Consider the following 16,574-nt stretch of genomic DNA (forward strand, 5'->3'; position numbering starts at 1 on the left):
GCCCTGGCAATGGCCCTGATCTGCATCCCCACCCACAGGACCACGTCCCGTCAAACGGGGCACAACGAAACCGGCCGGTTCTTGGATATCCTGAGCGTGACCCGCCACAGCACTCTGCGGGGTCTTCTGGCCTTCATCTTCGGCCGGGCCTGCGGCATCTCCCTTCTGAGCGCCTTCCTGCCGATCATGCTCACCACCAGACTGGGGCTGAGCGGCACCCAGACCGGCCTGGTCATGGCCTCCGGCACCCTGGTGATGACCCTGCTCCTGCGTCCTGTGGGCATGCTTTCCGACAGAGCGCCGCGCAAATCCATGGTGGTGGTGGGGGGTACCATCGTCTCGCTGCTTTACTTCCTGATACCGGTTGCGGTTGGATTCTCCCAGATACTCATTCTGGGGGTGGGGATCGGCCTGTTCAGCGTCCTGTCCCAACCCGCCAGCACGGCGCTGTTGGTGGAGGAGGGGAGCCGCCATGGCATGGGGCTGACGATCGGTACCTTCAACGCCGTGCTCAACCTGGGCTTTGTCTCTGGGCCGCTCCTTGGCGCCGGGTTGCAGAACACCCTCGGACTGACCGCCGTCTTCTACGCCGCAGGGATCATGGGGCTCGGCGCCGTGGCGATGTTTATTAAACATATTTCAGCAGAGGTAAAACAAGCAACTAGCTAGACGATTAATACTATTGCGTGCTGTGATGTGAATCAGTTTTCAATGTTGAAGCCGTCTGAAGATTTTGGGCTTCTCAACGCCGTGCTCAATCTTGGGTCTGTCTTGGGGCCGTTCCTCAGGAAGGGATTTCTTCAAACTGACCGCGATTCTTCTATGCTGTAAGGATCATGGGGCCGATGCTCTGCTTATGGCCAATACGCGAGATTAGTTCGGCAGTGCAGTGTCAGCATCGCTGGTAATAAACTCGCTACTCACAGCAAAACCAGTTACAAAAGGACCGTATTTAGGTCATGACTCTACCCCGCTCCTCAAAAATTATGGAGGTAGCATTAATAATGTCCAGTTCTCAGAATAGCTAATATTGGGGCGGCGCTGCGGGTTCTAACCAGAACGCATGGTATAAACTTTCGCAAAGCTTTCGCAGGTAGTCGAGGCTTTTCTGCCACCCTCGTTTGAAATCCCTACCGAAGTAAGCCAGGATTTTCAGCCGGTCCTGCTCAACTCCTTCTAGATACCTGCCATACACCTCGTAAATCATCTGTTTCGAGGCGTGCCCCATGAGATTGGCCAGCCGGTTTTGGTCACACCTAATTGCCAAGGCCCACGCTGCAAAACTGTGCCGGGTGGTGTAGGGCTTCCTGTATTTCACCCCAGCCGTGGTCAACGCCCTGGTCCAGACCTGTCGCAGGAACTTCTCGGCGGTAAAGGTTGCTCCGTTCTCCCTTGTGAAGAGGTATTCCTTCTCAGGTGGCACCAAGGCCCAGTTTTTTCATGCGGACCAAGTTGCAGGCTGCTGCGATTCTCCATCAAGGTATGGCCTTGGTAGCAAGGCTTGGATTCCTTGGCCTTGCCCTTGCGGTAGAGCCGGGCATCGGGATCGGTGACGGATGCAGGGGTGTCGTTCTTGAGCTTCTGGCCCTTGAAGTCTACGCTGCCTTTTTTACCGCCACCTGCTGATGGCGGACCATCCTTGGGTTTGAAGCTCTTGACGGAGGCCCATGCTTCGATAAGGGCTGAGTGGGTCATTATTGCACAGTCAATGCGGGGTATTTGTTGCTTTTGTGCGCCCAAAGGCCTATCGCCAACATTATTTTTCTCGTAAAGAAATATGTGTTATTTGACCCAACGAATAAATCAAAATACGCCATTTGACGAGATAACTAGCTAAGCTCAAAAGATGCATCACAGGATTGTCTCATGTTGATCTCGAAATCTTAAATGCCAAAATATGCTGTTATTAATGATGTTATATTGTAGCCATATCGGTATGTCTCCCGTGTATCGTCTCTCAATTCACTGAGCGCACCGGTGAAGACGTTGAGGTGGTATATATTTTGCTTAATGCGAAGATACATATATTTGAATTACTTTATGATGCGCTGAGCCGATACATATTTGATCTCTGTGGGCCGAATTCCCCGCCACGTGTGGCGATTCAATAATCCATGAAAGTTGCAGATAACCCGCTGCTTGCGGCGGCGGGGCATCCAGGAATAGCTTCTGTCGCCCGTTATTGTTAAGGGCGGACATGGATAGAGTCAGTTGCTATCAAATAAGTGCAACGAGGAATATGTCGACGTAAGCAGACTTTGTATATTTGAATCTTATCAACCGGCAAATGAGCTTCGCTCATCAAGTGAGTATCCCCTACCAGAGGCGGGGTGTGCTTATAGGAAATTATAGGCGAATCTTCTATGTAGATATTTGATTTGGTGGACAACGCGAGGATACAGATGGAGACGCAATATCTGAGGACGCTCATGATGGTATTGGAGACAGGCAGCTTTTCCCGAGCCGCAGAAAAGCTTTGTTTGTCACAATCTACGGTTTCCCAGCGCATAAAATTGCTTGAAGATCACTATGGGTGTCAACTGGTAGACCGTTCTGGCTCTATTCTTAGGGCCACCCCGCCGGGAGAGAGAGTCCTGGAGAAAACAAATTTGATATTGATAGCCGAACAGGAAATCGAAAATGAAATGAAAAATATGGGGAGGAAGGTGCAGCTTGCTGTTGGGTTTACCCCTACTTTCGGTATCGTTTACTTGCCGAAAGTTCTGAATCTTTTTATGAGGGAAAAATCTGATGAGGTCAACCTGAAGCTTATCGCTCAACAATCTGAACAGTCGATTAAAGCTCTGATTGCTAAAGATTTTGACATTGTTGTTATTGAGCATTGTGGTGAATTGCTTTCAGAAGAAGTTGCCTACTTTCCTCTGCCTCCAGATAATCTTGTTTTGGTTTCATCACCTTTACTTCAGATACCAAGTGAGGGTGTTACCCTGAAAGATTTATTCAAATATCATCTTATCACTCGCAGGGAAGGCTGCAGTTCACGCTACCTTCTAAAGAAAAATTTGTGTCGCTTCGGTTTCTGTGTTGATAATTTCAAGGGGGTTGACGTCTATGATGACCTGCATCTCACAATAAAATCCGTTCTGCTGGGACAAGGTGTTGCTTTTGTATCGAGAGATCTTGTCGCGGACCACATTCAAAGGGGGGAGGTCCGTGAACACTCAATACCTGGCTTTTTATATACCCGTTCGCGTACGTTGGCCACTGATCAGAAACGGATCAAAAATTATTATTTCAAAAATTTTATTGAGTGCGTACATTCCGTGTTCGCCTTACCATCACCTTTTAAACCGCCTAAACATACCGAAGCCGTGTAGTTGAAGTAATGATGCTTGGCAATATTCTGTTTCGGAAGCACGTCCGTCGCTGGTGGGCGGCCCGGTCTTCAAAACCGGTGGGGGAGATGAGAAATCTCCCCGGTGGGTTCGATTCCCATGTGCTTCCGCCATTTTAAAACTGTGCACAAAGAAATGATTCGACCAGATGCCCTTTTGTTTTGAGGCGTTTAACACGTTGATAAACGGATTTGCGAAAGTGCTAAAATTTTAAAATAACTGGAAATATCGTAACGTATCATGCAATTCACAGCTACTGAATTCAATAATATTATCAGGTTGAATTACCTGTTCCCTCTATCGCAAATTTCAATATCATCATTAAAACAAATCGTTTTACCTTATAGATAAAGTTCTCTATATATAGCATTAATATAATTTATAGCTTGCAGTTCAGAGGGAAAGTTATTTTTCCTGTCGCGATGCCCGGAGTGGAAAAGCTCAGTGCAATCATTGATTGAGGAGAACAGCCGTGAATAATCATAGAATTCTCGTTGCTGACGATGAACATCTTATTTCCTCAATGCTTTGTTTCAGGCTTGAAAAGGCCGGATATGTTGTTGAGACTGCAGCTTCTGGGGGAGAGGCCCTCCAAAAATTCCACGATTTCAAGCCGGAACTCGTGATACTTGACCTCTACCTTCCTGATGCTTTTGGACTCGACCTGCTTGCTACAATGAGGGAGGATGATGTTAATCTCCCATTCATAGTTATTACTGCCAGCTCTTTTGCGGATTTAGCTGTCAAAGCATTCAAGCTTGGTGCAGTCAACTTTTTCGGTAAGCCGTTCAATATGGAGAAGGTAGTTCAAGGCGTCGCTCAGAGCTTAAAGGAAAAACAAAAAAAAGATGTTGAATCGATTTCCATGGAACGCCGGAAAAAAACAGCGCCGGACCAAATGATTGGTAACTCTCCCAAAATGGTTGACGTTTTCCGGCTGGTCAATGTGTGTGCCTCGACTGACGCAAAAACGGTCCTGATCACCGGGGAAAGTGGTACCGGCAAGGAATTGGTAGCTCGGGCGGTTCACCAGTACAGCGCTCGAGCCGGTGCAACCTTTGTTGAGGTCAATTGCGCGGCTATACCGGAGAATCTTATTGAAAACGAGCTGTTCGGACATGAAAGAGGCGCCTATACCGACGCATCTAAAATGCAGAAAGGTATCTTTGAGCTTGCCAATGGCGGCACCATTTTCCTTGATGAAATCGGCGACATGCCGACCACGATGCAGACAAAGCTTCTGAAAGTCATGGAAACGAAGCGATTTCGCCGTCTTGGAGGTGAAGGTGAGGTGGAGACGGATGTGCGCATCATTGCAGCAACAAACCAAGACCTGCCACAAATGGTTGCTGATGGGCGTTTCAGAGGGGACCTGTATTACCGGCTCAACATGCTGAATATTTGTATCCCGCCACTGCGTGAACGGATCGAGGATATTCCTGCCTTGGTACAATATTTTATACAGAGTCTGAATGCTGAGTATAGCAAGAGAGTGGAACTGGTCGCATCCGAGGCATTGGAAGACTTACTTTCCTATTCCTGGCCAGGCAACGTACGCGAACTGCGTAATGTCATAGAGCGGGCAATGATGCTTGAGAAAGGCAAAGAACTGACGCACTTTCATTTGTGCAAGGAAACTCCGCGGAATCAACAGAGCCTTGAACCGCCACCGAGCACTTATACGGTATTTCCGGTAGATAACGGACGTTGTTTTGCAGGATTCCAACTGCCCCCCGAAGGGATCTCCTTCGAGGAGGTCGAAAAACAGTTGATTACTCTTGCCTTGGAAAGCGCCAACGGCAACCAATCAAAGGCGGCAAAATCACTCAAGATGAGTCGTGATACTCTGCGTTACCGCTTGAAAAAATTCGGTATTTCGGAGTATGCAGATCAAACTTCCTGCAATGTATTGAAAGATGATGTTCCAAGTGACCTCAAGCGTGAAAGATATAATGACTCCAAATGGGCCAACTGCTGAGGACAGTAAGTAAGTGCTTAGAAGATGATCAGCCCACTCCCACATCATTTCGTTACGTCGGCATGAAGTACCTTTCACCGGCTTTCATCCTACGGGGCTAACGATATAAGGATAACAGTCTCCCCAATGAGGCGTTTTTATTACGTGCCGCTGACTTCATGTCAATATGTCGAAAGAATATATGAGCGTTTCATTATGTCGCAAAATCAAGCTGCACATTGTATGCAACCGCTGTCATTTTTATGTGCGCAGGGCCGATAACAGATGCACAAAACATGGGCCAAGGGAGTAGAAAAATGATGAAACCGCATGCCGCAATCTTTTTCTACGTCATTTTTTTTATCGTGGCCTTGATGCCCGCATGGGGATTCGACGGCATGGATATTCCCAAAATCAAGAAGATGGCGGAAGAAGGCAATGCTGACGCCCAATCGAAACTTGGTGTTCTGTATGCTTCCGGGGTGGGCATAAAAATGGATAAGCAGGAAGCGGTTAGATGGTACCGGAAATCGGCCGAGCAAGGCGACCCGGTTGGCCAGTGGAATCTGGCATTCATGTACGTGAGAGGAGAGGGGACCGCAGCCGACTTCACTGAAGCACGTAAACTTTTCCGTAAATCCGCGGAAAGTGGATTCGCAAACGCCGAATATGATTTGGGAATGATGCTTCTTCAAGGGCTTGGCGGAAAGCAGGACCGGGAGGAAGCGGAAAAATGGTTTCGTATGGCCGCGGAACAGGGATATCGGGAAGCTAATAAAATACTGAAAGAACTTGATCAGAAGTAGGTGTCGGACAGCCTGATTTCAGGTGCTGACGAACAATATTCTATACCTGTGCAGATGATCAGCGTTATCAACGGTACCATCCGCTCGGCTCTGGCTGCTAGCCAGTTTTCCGAACCGTCCTCTGATTATACGTTGGTTGGCGGATTCCGGCCTGCCGCGCAGGCGCTTTCCTGATCATGAGTGCATCGTGACTCTGCACGTGTGCAATTGGTTGCGCACTATATGAGAGCATGAAAAGGGGAGGTGTCATGATTTGTGAAATATTCAAATGCTGCAAATTTTTCAATGATGTGATTCCAGAAATGCCCAAATCGGCAGACTACATAAAAAACAAATATTGTTTAGGAGATAATAGCTCCTGTGCCAGGTACCGTGCGTACAAAGATAATAGTGGGTGCGTCAATGCGGCGGCAGTGCCGTTTTTCTTTCTCGCCGACGACGCTAGGGAAATCGAGCGGTGCATGAAGAGCGAGCATCTGCCGGATGGCACCACAATCCTCCGTTCACTTCTTAATGATTACCTGAATGATGACAAGTGACCGCCTCAACGTTATGAAGATCCACACGCTCCCATGCATCATGTCAAAGATGCGAGTGGTGTTTCTCCTTCTGGCGGTTATGCTTGACGCTGCTACAGCAGTAACATATGCCGAGACATGCGTAACGTCATCCTGCCATATTCCTTTTAATGCCATAAAAAACATGCATCAGCCGGTCAAGGAGAGCGACTGCCTCTCCTGTCATCTGCAAAAAAACAAGGAACACCCGTTCAAGGAAGGTAAAAGCTTCGACTTGACTGCCAAGGGGAGTGCCCTGTGCTCTCAGTGCCACGATGCGATGGGAAAAAAGAAAGTAGTACATTCTCCGGTCAAGGACGGGGACTGCCTCTCCTGTCACAACCCCCATGGCGCAAACGGCCGTTTTCTTCTCGGCGATAGCGAAGACCAGACTGTGCTCTGTCTGGGCTGCCATGATAGCGCACCTTTCAGCCAGAAATACGTTCACGGTCCGGTGGCGAGCGGGAGTTGCACTACGTGCCATGACCCACATCAATCTGACGCCAAGTCCCTTTTAAAAGGCGCTTCCCGCGAAGTCTGCCTGGCGTGTCATGCCCACTTTGCCAAGAAAATGCAGGCTGCGGCGATCATCCACCCTCCCGTGAAGAAAGAACCGTGCACATCCTGTCACGACCCGCACAGTTCGGCATGGCCCAATCTCCTGAAACGGGCGATGCCGGATCTCTGTACAGGCTGTCACAAGGAGACCGGGAAAAAGATCAAGAACAGTCAAGTCCCCCACAAACCTGTCATTGAGGGCAAGCTCTGCGCCAACTGCCATACGGCCCATTTCTCCAAGGCCCGGGGGCTGCTTCTGGCCGATGACGAGAAAAGCGCCTGCCTCGGCTGCCACAACACCGACAAGCTTGGCGACCCGGCCCTGAGCAACATCAAAAAGGAACTGGATGTGAGCAAACACCTGCATGGCCCGATCCAGAAGGGGTGGTGCAGTAGTTGTCATTCTCCCCACGGGTCTGACTTCCCTCATATTCTGGCTGGAAACTACCCCAGCGATTTTTATGTCGCCTATAAAGATGACAGCTACAGCTTATGCACAAAGTGCCATGACAGAAATCTCTTCCGTTTCGCCGAAACGACGCTCTATACAAAATTCCGTAATGGCGGCAGGAACCTTCACTATGTGCATGTTAACTCCAGTAAGGGGCGCAGCTGCCGGGCTTGCCACGAGCCGCACGCATCAAACGGCCCAAAGCTGGTCAGTGCCGATGGCGCAAGGTTTGGCCAATGGCGGATCAAGAGCCGTTTTCAACTCACTCCGACCGGCGGGAGTTGCGCTCCGGGATGTCACCGCCGCTTTCGTTACGATCGGATAACACCGTTCGACCTGAACGCCACAACTCAAAAATAGCATCCTTTCATAATCATACCATTCAAAAACGGCGCCTCGTGGGCGCCGTTTTCCATCCAGGATCACGATAAAACGGTTTCCGTTTGGTGCATATGCCCCACCTGTCTTTGCGGTCAGAGTGATATCCCCCTTGGCCGCTGCCTGCACATCCCGCATCCCCGGCTTCAAACTATTTTATATAATATAATCAATATGTTGTAATTTATAAAAATATTTAAATACTGGCATTTAACTTGCTAAATCATCAATCGACTTGCAACAACAAGGTTCTTGTAAGGAAGCCGTCTCTTTGGGGGAAGAGGCTGTTTTCGAAAGGTTGCAGGGAGTATCGAAAGGGAGCCCACGTATCATCCACAAGAGCTAACCATTTAGCCCCATTTCAGGAGGAAATTTCATTCATGAATAAACAGATCATTACCCTTGTCGCCCTCGCAGGCATCGTTGCGGGTACAACCATCGCCTATGGCGCTGCCGGTTCCAATGGCGGCGGTATTGTCGGTTCCAAGCACGATATGAACGTATTTCTCACCACCAACGGCGGCACGAAAGACCTTGATCAGCGTGTCTGCGCCTACTGCCATACCCCGCACCACGCAGCCGACCCGACGCAAACCGTCACGAAAACGGTGACCAATCCAGCCACAGGTCTTTCAACGGATATCACGTATAGCGTCTACGTACCACTCTGGAGCCGTGCCGTTCTCACCTCTACCTTTGACCAGTACGTCAGCGCCACCTTCAATCCCGCCGCTGACGGCAAATTTTACGATAACATGGCCGGTCCATCACGCCTTTGCATGAGCTGCCACGATGGTGTCACCGCCGTTGACTCCTACTATGGGAAAACCGGCACCGTAACCCAACTGGGAGACGATCAGATGAACTACTTCGGCCAGAATCACTTTGCCATCGGTCAGTCGTTTGGTCTTGCCAATGATCACCCGGTCGGCTTCGTCTATGCCGACATGCAGACAAACCCCAAATATGAGTTGAAAGCTGCCGCTTCACCCATCGGGACCAAGACAATTGCCGATGTCCTCACAAACATCGACGGGGTTGGGGCTGTCATGACCTGTGCCTCCTGTCACGACGTCCACAACGGCACTGCGGTGCAAAACACTGCACCCGCTTCCGGACGCGGTTACTTCCTGCTCGCGGCACAGAAAGACTCCGCGTTGTGCCTCTCATGCCATGACAAGAACAAATAATTGAATTTGTGTCTGGCATTCGCAGCTCTTTGGGGGGCTGCCGGAATCCGGCAGCCCTTTTCTTCTAAGAATTTTATATGGTTATGCATATATATTTATACTGGATTTATGGGACGCGTAATCAGACACAGCAGTTTATTAACCGTTAAATACAAGGGGGATGGCATGAACAGAAGGTGTGTAATTCCTGAAAAGGCGTGGAGCACGGGCGTGAAATGGGTCGCGTTAACGCTTTTGTCGATCGCTTTGACCGCCTGCGCCAGCCAATCCACTAATAAGCGAGTTTTCTGGCCCGCCCCTCCCGATCTGCCGCGCGTTCAGTTTTTGAAGTCCATAAAGGACTCAAGCGACGTCATGGAGAGCAAGACGTTATCGCTTCTGGCTCTCAATAGCAGCAACGGCGATGACTTTATACCGGTGGTCAAGCCCTACGGGATCGCCGCCGGCCATGGCAAGATATATATCTGCGACACGGTTCAGGCTGAGGTCCTCATCATTGACCTTCCCAAGAAAAAAATGACCCGCCTGCCGGGCAATATCAATGCGGGGCGGCTGAAAAAGCCGGTAAACGTGGCGGTCGACGAACAGGGCAACATCTATGTCGCCGATACGTCGCGGCTTGAAGTGTTGCAGTACGACCCGGAAGGTTCTTTCCTGCGCAGCTTCGGCAGCGGCAAAGATCTGAAACCGGTTGCCGTGGCGGTAGAGGGGGATTTTGTCTACCTCTTGGATCAGTCCAGCAGCCAGATCCACATCTTCGATCGGACCAGCGGTGATTACCAAAAATCCATCGGCCGCGACGAGGATCCACGTAGAGGTCTTTCCGGCCCCACCAACATGGCGGTTGACGGCAAAGGAGCGCTTTACGTCTCCAACTTCGGTACCGGTAAGATCATCAAGCTGGACCGGGACGGCAACTTCCTCATGGGGTATGGCCGCCTGGGCGTCAACTTCGGTGAATTCGGCCGTCCGCGCGGGGTTGCTGTGGATAATGACGGCCTTGTCTATGTGGTCGACGCCGCCGCACAACAGGTGCAGATATTTGATGCGCAGATGCAGTTGCTGATGTTCTTCGGCGCTCCGGGCACGCCGGGTTCGCTCAATATCCCGGCCGGTATTGCCGTCACCGGCGACAATCTCGACTATTACCAGAAGATGGCCGCACCGGGCTTTATCCTTGACAAGGTGCTCTTCGTGGTGAGCCAGGTCGGTGATCATATGATCAGCATTTACGGACTGGGCAAGAAACAAGGACTCGACTACGACGCCGAGTACAAAAAGGCGCTTGCCGATCAGGAAAAACGGGCGGCGGAGGCTTTGGAAAAGGCCCGCAAGGCTCAGGAGGAAAAGGAGAAGACCCCTGAACAACCAGCTGACGCCGGGAGTAGCGATAGCGCTCCACCGGTAAAGTAGCGGCGAGGCCATTTCCCCGTGAAGAAACGCATATGAGTGAGCGCCGTTTTATGTATCTCGCCCTGTCGGTGTGCCTAATCTGGCTGGCTACTGGCTGCGATCCCGTGACCCGCCATAAGGCCTTGACCTCTATCCTGGATGGTTACCCAACCTTGCCGCCTGTCGAGGAGATCTGCCGGGAACACGAAGAGCGGGCTAAGGCGGTCTGTTTACAACAGAAAACAGCCTCTGTTCCACTCTCACCAACGGCGGCCCGAGGTTCCGAGCACAACCCCTATAAGGAGAAACTCTGCAACTCGTGCCACAAAGCGGACAAGGGGGGCGGGAGCGGCGGCGAAGATGGACTGTTGATCAAGCCCCGGGAATACCTTTGTGTTACCTGCCACAAGGACCTGCTGACAAAGCGGTTTCAGCACGGTCCCGCGGCGGTCGGCGATTGCTTGGCCTGTCATCTCCCTCATACCTCCGCCAACCCGGCGCTGCTCAACACGAAGAAAGAAGCTCTCTGCGTCAAGTGCCACACCGAGCGCCGCAAAGCGGTCCGTATGCACGACCTGTTCGTCGAAAAGGGAATAACCTGCGATAACTGTCACGATCCCCATTCCGGGGATTCGATTTATTTTTTGAAATAGCCCCCGCAATGGAGAATACTGCCGGAGCCAAAGGCTTCATGAACCCCGCCTCGATACGAGGCAACACGCAGCGGAGAAGTCCCATCGGACGATGGGATCTGCTCCGTTTGCTGGTACAGGGCATTGGGGTGTTCGGCGCGACAATAGCGTTGTTTCCTGTCACAGCCCAAGCGGCTCGTTTCACCTTGCTCGGCCTGAGCGGTTTGCACCAGTCCGCGGAGCTCAGCTATAACTACAACGACAACCAGAGTGAGACCAGGACCACAACGAACAGATCTACCAATAATGATTTCAGCGAAACCTACACCGTTGGCGCCGGGTACTCGATTCTTCACCCCCGCCTGCTCCGCGGTGACGCGAACATTTCCCTCTCTTCCAATCAGACGTTGGTGAACAATACCGCGGAAGGCGGTTCTACGGGCACCAACATGCGTATCTCTTACGACGTCAACGGCATCATACTCGACCGTATGAATTACCCCTTCAATTTTTCCGTCTCTTCATCCAATGGGACTATCAGACCTCCTTTCAGCCGGGCTTACACACTCGACATGGAGAGCCAGAACGTCTCCTTCAGCATCCCAAACCAGCAGTTACCGATTACCTTAACCTACAGCAGAAACGCATCGACAACCCACGGGCTTGCTGACGACATCGATCAAACCTCCCAGGCGGCATCTATTTCGTTCCGCAATAGTGTGGACGATCTAAGCAAGACGAGACTTTCCTTCACTCAGTCCTTCGATCGACAGACACTGCTCGGCAGCGAGAGAACCGACAACCGGAACACCACTGTCGTCAACATTGCCAACACCCTGTTCTGGAAAAACATTCAAGGATTGCAACGTCAAATTGATTCAATGTATGTCTACAACGAGCAAAGCGGCAGTTATCCCGAATTGCAGTCAAGTGTCGCCTCAACTCTCAACTGGCAGATCGGGAAGGCACTGGACAGCAAACTTGCTTATGTGAAAAGCCGCAACACAGATGTGCACAATAACAACGACCAGCAGAGCATATCCGGTTCGCTCTCGCAAAAATATCTCAAGTGCCTGCTGACCACCGTTGGCGGTTCTCTTGCGCAAGGGAGCTATAATGACGGTTCAGACCGCACCGCCTCGTGGAATGGACGAGTAGCCTATACCAATGAACTGCCCCGGGAGAGCTCGGTCAGGCTCGACTACGGCTACCAATATGTAATCCAGGAGCGCAAGCGCTCAGACGTCAACCTGGCAAACGTCGAGAAAACCACTCTCAACGGCCCCTTCCCCCTGTTTCTCGACTTGGCGGCCCACAATATCGACAGCGGCACTATCGCCATATTCAAGGACGCCGCAATGACAATCCGCTTCAGCGACTTCAGCACCGTATTGTCTGGATTTCAGACCAGGTTGCTGATCAACTCGGACCCCGGTGTTCCTTCTGTCTACATCAGCTATTCGTATCGCCAGAGCCCGAACATCACGTTTGCAACTGCGGGCCATACCGTCGGTGGAAAGCTCAGTCTGCTCGACAAAAAGTGCGTTCTCCATGCCAATTACAGCTACAGCGACAGCCGGATTCTTGCCGGAAGCGACCCCAGTTCGACGATCGGGGCAAATACCCATATCGATGCAGGCATCGACGGTCTACTTGGCCGCCATACCCTGTCTCTCGAATATTCGCTCAATAAGAGTGTTTTTCAGAGGCTCCAACAAGTCGAGACAAACTGGATACACACCTTGCAAGCTGCGAAGGCGTCGCTTCTGACCAAGGCAAACGATCGGTATTCCTGGTACGAAAACACCTCTATCGGTACATCATCTACGCAGGGATGGGACAACACCTTTCTTCTCTCCACCGCTTACAGCCGTGTGATCACCCCCAATTTACGGGGCAAGGCAACACTGGGGTACTTCAACATGATCACCAGTTCGATCACCAGTAACAGATTCAGTATTGAGCTCGGCCTGGAAGGCAACTTCGGCAGAACGGTCGTCACGCTCGACTCTTCGGCAAACTGGGGTTTCTCTCCTTCGAGCTATAGTCATAGCCAAACCGTTAACCTGAAATTACGGAGGATATTTTGATGAAACGCTCACCGCGCCATTCAGAGGGACAGCAGGGTGGACCATCGGCCATAATTCCTCTGGTATGGCTTCTGATGCTTGCCCTTGTAATGGGGGGGGCAGGGTGTGCTGCTATCCCTGCGCCGCACGCCGCGACAATGATCGATAAGATCGTCTGGCCGCCCCCGCCCATGGCGCCCCGCATCGTCTGGGTCCAAACCATCGCCACTGGCAATGATGTCGGAATCCACAAGGGGTTCTGGGGCCGATTATGGGGCACGGTCTTTGGTGAGGAGGCGATACGCATCACACGCCCCTACGGCCTCCACGTAGACGGCAAAAGGAGAATTTTTATCGCGGATACGGGGGGGCAGGCCATTCATGTCATCGATCGGGTTTCTGGACGTTACGAACTGGTCAGGGGAGATGAGGCTAACCGGTTCTTGTCGCCGATTGGCGTTGCGGAGGATATGCGCGAAATTATCTACGTGAGCGACTCGGCAGCGGGAAAGATCTATCGGTTCAATCTGGACGATTTCAAGATTGAGGCGTTCATATCCAAGGGCCTGCAGCGCCCGACCGGCATCGTTTATAATCCGCACAACGACCTGCTTTACGTCAGCGATACCCTGGCCGGCCAGGTGGTAGCTTTCACTACCCAGGGCAGGGAAGCCTTCCGTTTCGGCATGCCGGGTGAAAATCCGGGGCAATTCAACCGTCCCACGGATCTGGCGCTCGATGAAGGAGGACGCCTCTTCGTAACCGATGCACTCAATGGCCGGGTGCAGATATTTTCCGCCAATGGCGCCTATCTGAAAGGATTCGGCAAGCAAGGCGACGCGTCGGGGCTTTTTGCCAAACCCAAAGGGATCGGCATTGACAGCGAAGGACATATGCATATCTGCGATGCCCTCTTCGATACGGTACAGATATTCGACGAAGACGGGCAATTTCTGCTCAGCTATGGCAACCGGGGGAGCGGCAAAGGAGAACTCTGGATGCCGTCGGGGCTTTTTATCGACCACAATGATTTCATATATGTCGCCGACACGTACAACAACAGGCTCCAGGTGTTCCGGTACATCCGGGAGGTAAAGGAAGATTAGCAGGCTGAGACTGCTTTGGGGCCGGTTGGAGAACAGGCATTCGATTCGATAAAGGAGAAATCGTGATATTGAACATAGTATGGCCTGTGCTGACGCTGATTGCGTCTTTGATCATCACATTCGCCACGCCTGCTCCGGCAGGGGCGGTAGGGATACTGAACAGCAAGCATAATCTGTCCGTATCGGGCCCCGGCTCCATCAAGGCGCTCAACGAAGAGCGGGTTTGTATCTTCTGCCACACCCCCCATCACGCGAATCCCTCCACACCGCTCTGGAGCCGCCCGACAAGCACGGCCATCTACGATCTGTACCAGTCATCCACGCTGGTGGCAAAACCGGGGCAACCGAGCGGTTCTGCACGTCTCTGCCTCAGCTGCCACGACGGCACCATCGCTCTGGGGACCTTTTACGGCTCTTCGGAAGCGATCGCGATGGCAGGAGGAATAACTACCATACCAGCCAACTACCCAACCAACCTGAAAACCGACCTGCGTGACGACCACCCCGTATCCCTTGCCTATACAAACGAATTGGCCCAGCAGAACGGACAGCTCAACACCCCCGGCTCTCTTCCCCATGCAATACGGCTCGAAGAAGGCGGAATGCTGCAGTGCACAGCCTGCCACAACCCCCACAGCAACAACTACGGCAAATTCCTGGTTATGGATAACTCCGGCTCAGCCCTTTGCACCGCCTGTCACAACATAACCGGCTGGCGTAGCTCCACCCATGCCGCCGCAGGCCAGGGCGCGGGTTGTACGCTTTGCCACGCCAGCCATAATGCCGGCAGAAACGCACGTCTGCTCAAATTCGCCATCGATGACGCCAATTGTTTGCAATGTCATTCGGCAACGGGGGGGAGCGTAGACATTGCGACCGCCATTACCAAGTTCTACAATCATCCCGTGGGGGCCACCAGCGGCATCCACGACCCCACGGAAAATCCGCTGACCGCCCTGAAGCATGTTGAATGTGAAGATTGCCACAACCCTCATCAGTCGAAGAACGCTTCCGCATCGGCGCCGGCTGCGCCTGGTCCGCTCCTGGGGGTAAGGGGGGTTTCGAGCGCCGGGGCGGTGCTCCCCTCGTACGCTGCAAATGAATATGAGATCTGTTTTCGCTGCCATGCAGAGAACAGTTTTTACGGCACACAGACGATCGTCAGGCAGATACAGGAGCTTAATACGCGGCTGGAGTTTGACATCTCGAACCCGTCTTTCCACCCGGTAGTGGGCATCGGTAAGGGGGGCAACGTGCCGAGCCTGCGAACTCAGTACAGTGTCAGCAGCATGATTTACTGCTGCGACTGCCACGCCAACGACGATAGCAGCCAGGCTAAAGGACCGCACGGTTCAAACTTTAAACATATCCTGGTTGCCCGTTATGAAACGGAAATCTACCCGCTTGTCTACAGTGATGCCAATTATGCACTCTGCTATCGCTGCCATGATCAGAATGTTCTGCTTGATCCCGGCAAATCTGCATTCTCGGGCCACCAGCAGCATCTTATTACCCATAAGGTGCCTTGCTCGGTCTGTCATGCCTCCCATGGAGTCCCGCAGGCCCGCGGAGCCACCACCGCGGCCAACTCTCATCTCATCAATTTCGACATCCGTTTTGTCACATCAGGATCATACGACTCCACGGCACGAAGCTGCACGGTAAGCTGCCATGCGACCAATCCGAAATACTATTGATTTGTCCCCTGTTGCGGCTGGGGCGCGCTAGAGAACAATCGCAGTGATAGGTATCTTGGTGCATGTCATGGTCCTGAACTGGATTCGGATCGTTTTGGTTATTTCCCCCGGCGCGGGCTATATGACCCTTCATTATGAAATGAATGCCCCATACCCGCCTCAGCTCTTTTCACGCACCAGGCCTTGCGCCCTAACAATTGGCTTCAGGCATGGCGGCATGTTTGAAATCCCGGCGTTCATTCATCTTTATAATTATATGTTAAAACAACAAGTTTTAGAACAGTTCGGCCTCTGCACAATAATTAATCCGTTAAATTGAATAAATATATACAGCATATTCCTCCCGTACAAATGATTTGGTCCTGGTATTGCTAAAAGAATACCGGCTCCCGTTTTATCGTCCGGCTTCGTACCCCCATACGGGC

At 51.8% G+C, this 16,574-nt stretch carries 13 protein-coding genes, 1 tRNA gene and 1 pseudogene; 13 read left to right on the top strand and 2 right to left on the bottom strand.

Features of this window, described 5'->3' with window-relative positions; all coding sequences use genetic code 11:
* Positions 1-669: MFS transporter (locus ET418_RS11750; RefSeq protein WP_149307815.1), on the top strand; the 669-nt coding region annotated here is incomplete at its 5' end.
* 355 nt (positions 670-1,024) lie between these two features.
* Here ET418_RS11750 and ET418_RS11755 read toward each other — a convergent pair.
* The gene (locus ET418_RS11755) at positions 1,025-1,423 is read right to left on the bottom strand and encodes a tyrosine-type recombinase/integrase (RefSeq protein WP_246153038.1); all 399 of its coding nucleotides are present in this window, start codon (positions 1,421-1,423) and stop codon (positions 1,025-1,027) included.
* Between the two features lie 32 nt (positions 1,424-1,455).
* A pseudogene (locus ET418_RS11760) lies at positions 1,456-1,680 on the bottom strand (IS5/IS1182 family transposase); the annotation flags it as partial.
* 722 nt (positions 1,681-2,402) lie between these two features.
* Here ET418_RS11760 and ET418_RS11765 point away from each other — a divergent pair.
* The 12 genes from ET418_RS11765 (at position 2,403) to ET418_RS11820 (ending at position 16,149) form a co-directional block, all read left to right on the top strand.
* Positions 2,403-3,338: a LysR family transcriptional regulator gene (locus tag ET418_RS11765; protein WP_149307817.1), complete on the top strand. Its 936-nt coding sequence runs from the start codon at positions 2,403-2,405 to the stop codon at positions 3,336-3,338.
* Positions 3,339-3,371: 33 nt separating this feature from the next.
* A tRNA-Sec gene (locus ET418_RS11770) sits at positions 3,372-3,469 on the top strand.
* Positions 3,470-3,828: 359 nt separating this feature from the next.
* Positions 3,829-5,334, top strand: a complete 1,506-nt coding sequence (locus tag ET418_RS11775; RefSeq protein WP_149307818.1) for a sigma-54-dependent transcriptional regulator — start codon at positions 3,829-3,831, stop codon at positions 5,332-5,334.
* Between the two features lie 296 nt (positions 5,335-5,630).
* Positions 5,631-6,119 (top strand): tetratricopeptide repeat protein, encoded by a 489-nt coding sequence (locus ET418_RS11780; RefSeq protein ID WP_246153039.1) that lies wholly within the window; start codon positions 5,631-5,633, stop codon positions 6,117-6,119.
* Positions 6,120-6,367: 248 nt separating this feature from the next.
* Positions 6,368-6,658: a hypothetical protein gene (locus tag ET418_RS11785; RefSeq protein WP_149307819.1), complete on the top strand. Its 291-nt coding sequence runs from the start codon at positions 6,368-6,370 to the stop codon at positions 6,656-6,658.
* Positions 6,659-6,821: 163 nt separating this feature from the next.
* Positions 6,822-8,045 (top strand): cytochrome c3 family protein, encoded by a 1,224-nt coding sequence (locus tag ET418_RS11790; RefSeq protein WP_246153040.1) that lies wholly within the window; start codon positions 6,822-6,824, stop codon positions 8,043-8,045.
* 398 nt (positions 8,046-8,443) lie between these two features.
* Positions 8,444-9,253: a cytochrome c3 family protein gene (locus ET418_RS11795; RefSeq protein WP_149307820.1), complete on the top strand. Its 810-nt coding sequence runs from the start codon at positions 8,444-8,446 to the stop codon at positions 9,251-9,253.
* 165 nt (positions 9,254-9,418) lie between these two features.
* Positions 9,419-10,666 carry an NHL repeat-containing protein gene (locus tag ET418_RS11800; RefSeq protein WP_188055503.1) on the top strand — a complete coding sequence of 416 codons (1,248 nt, stop codon included), beginning with the start codon at positions 9,419-9,421 and terminating at the stop codon, positions 10,664-10,666.
* 32 nt (positions 10,667-10,698) lie between these two features.
* On the top strand, positions 10,699-11,298 hold the full coding sequence (locus ET418_RS11805) for a cytochrome c3 family protein (RefSeq protein ID WP_149307822.1): 600 nt from the start codon (positions 10,699-10,701) through the stop codon (positions 11,296-11,298).
* A gap of 38 nt (positions 11,299-11,336) precedes the next feature.
* The gene (locus ET418_RS11810; RefSeq protein WP_149307823.1) at positions 11,337-13,367 is read left to right on the top strand and encodes a hypothetical protein; all 2,031 of its coding nucleotides are present in this window, start codon (positions 11,337-11,339) and stop codon (positions 13,365-13,367) included.
* Complete coding sequence (locus ET418_RS11815; protein ID WP_246153041.1) at positions 13,367-14,452, top strand: 6-bladed beta-propeller; 1,086 nt, start codon at positions 13,367-13,369, stop codon at positions 14,450-14,452. The genes ET418_RS11810 and ET418_RS11815 overlap by 1 nt, the downstream gene beginning before the upstream one ends.
* Positions 14,453-14,514: 62 nt before the next feature.
* A complete protein-coding gene (locus ET418_RS11820; protein WP_149307824.1) occupies positions 14,515-16,149 on the top strand; it encodes a cytochrome c3 family protein in 1,635 nt (544 codons plus the stop codon).
* The last annotated feature ends 425 nt before the right edge of the window (positions 16,150-16,574 follow it).

Source organism: Oryzomonas rubra (assembly GCF_008369015.1).
Taxonomy (GTDB): Bacteria; Desulfobacterota; Desulfuromonadia; order Geobacterales; family Pseudopelobacteraceae; genus Oryzomonas; species Oryzomonas japonica.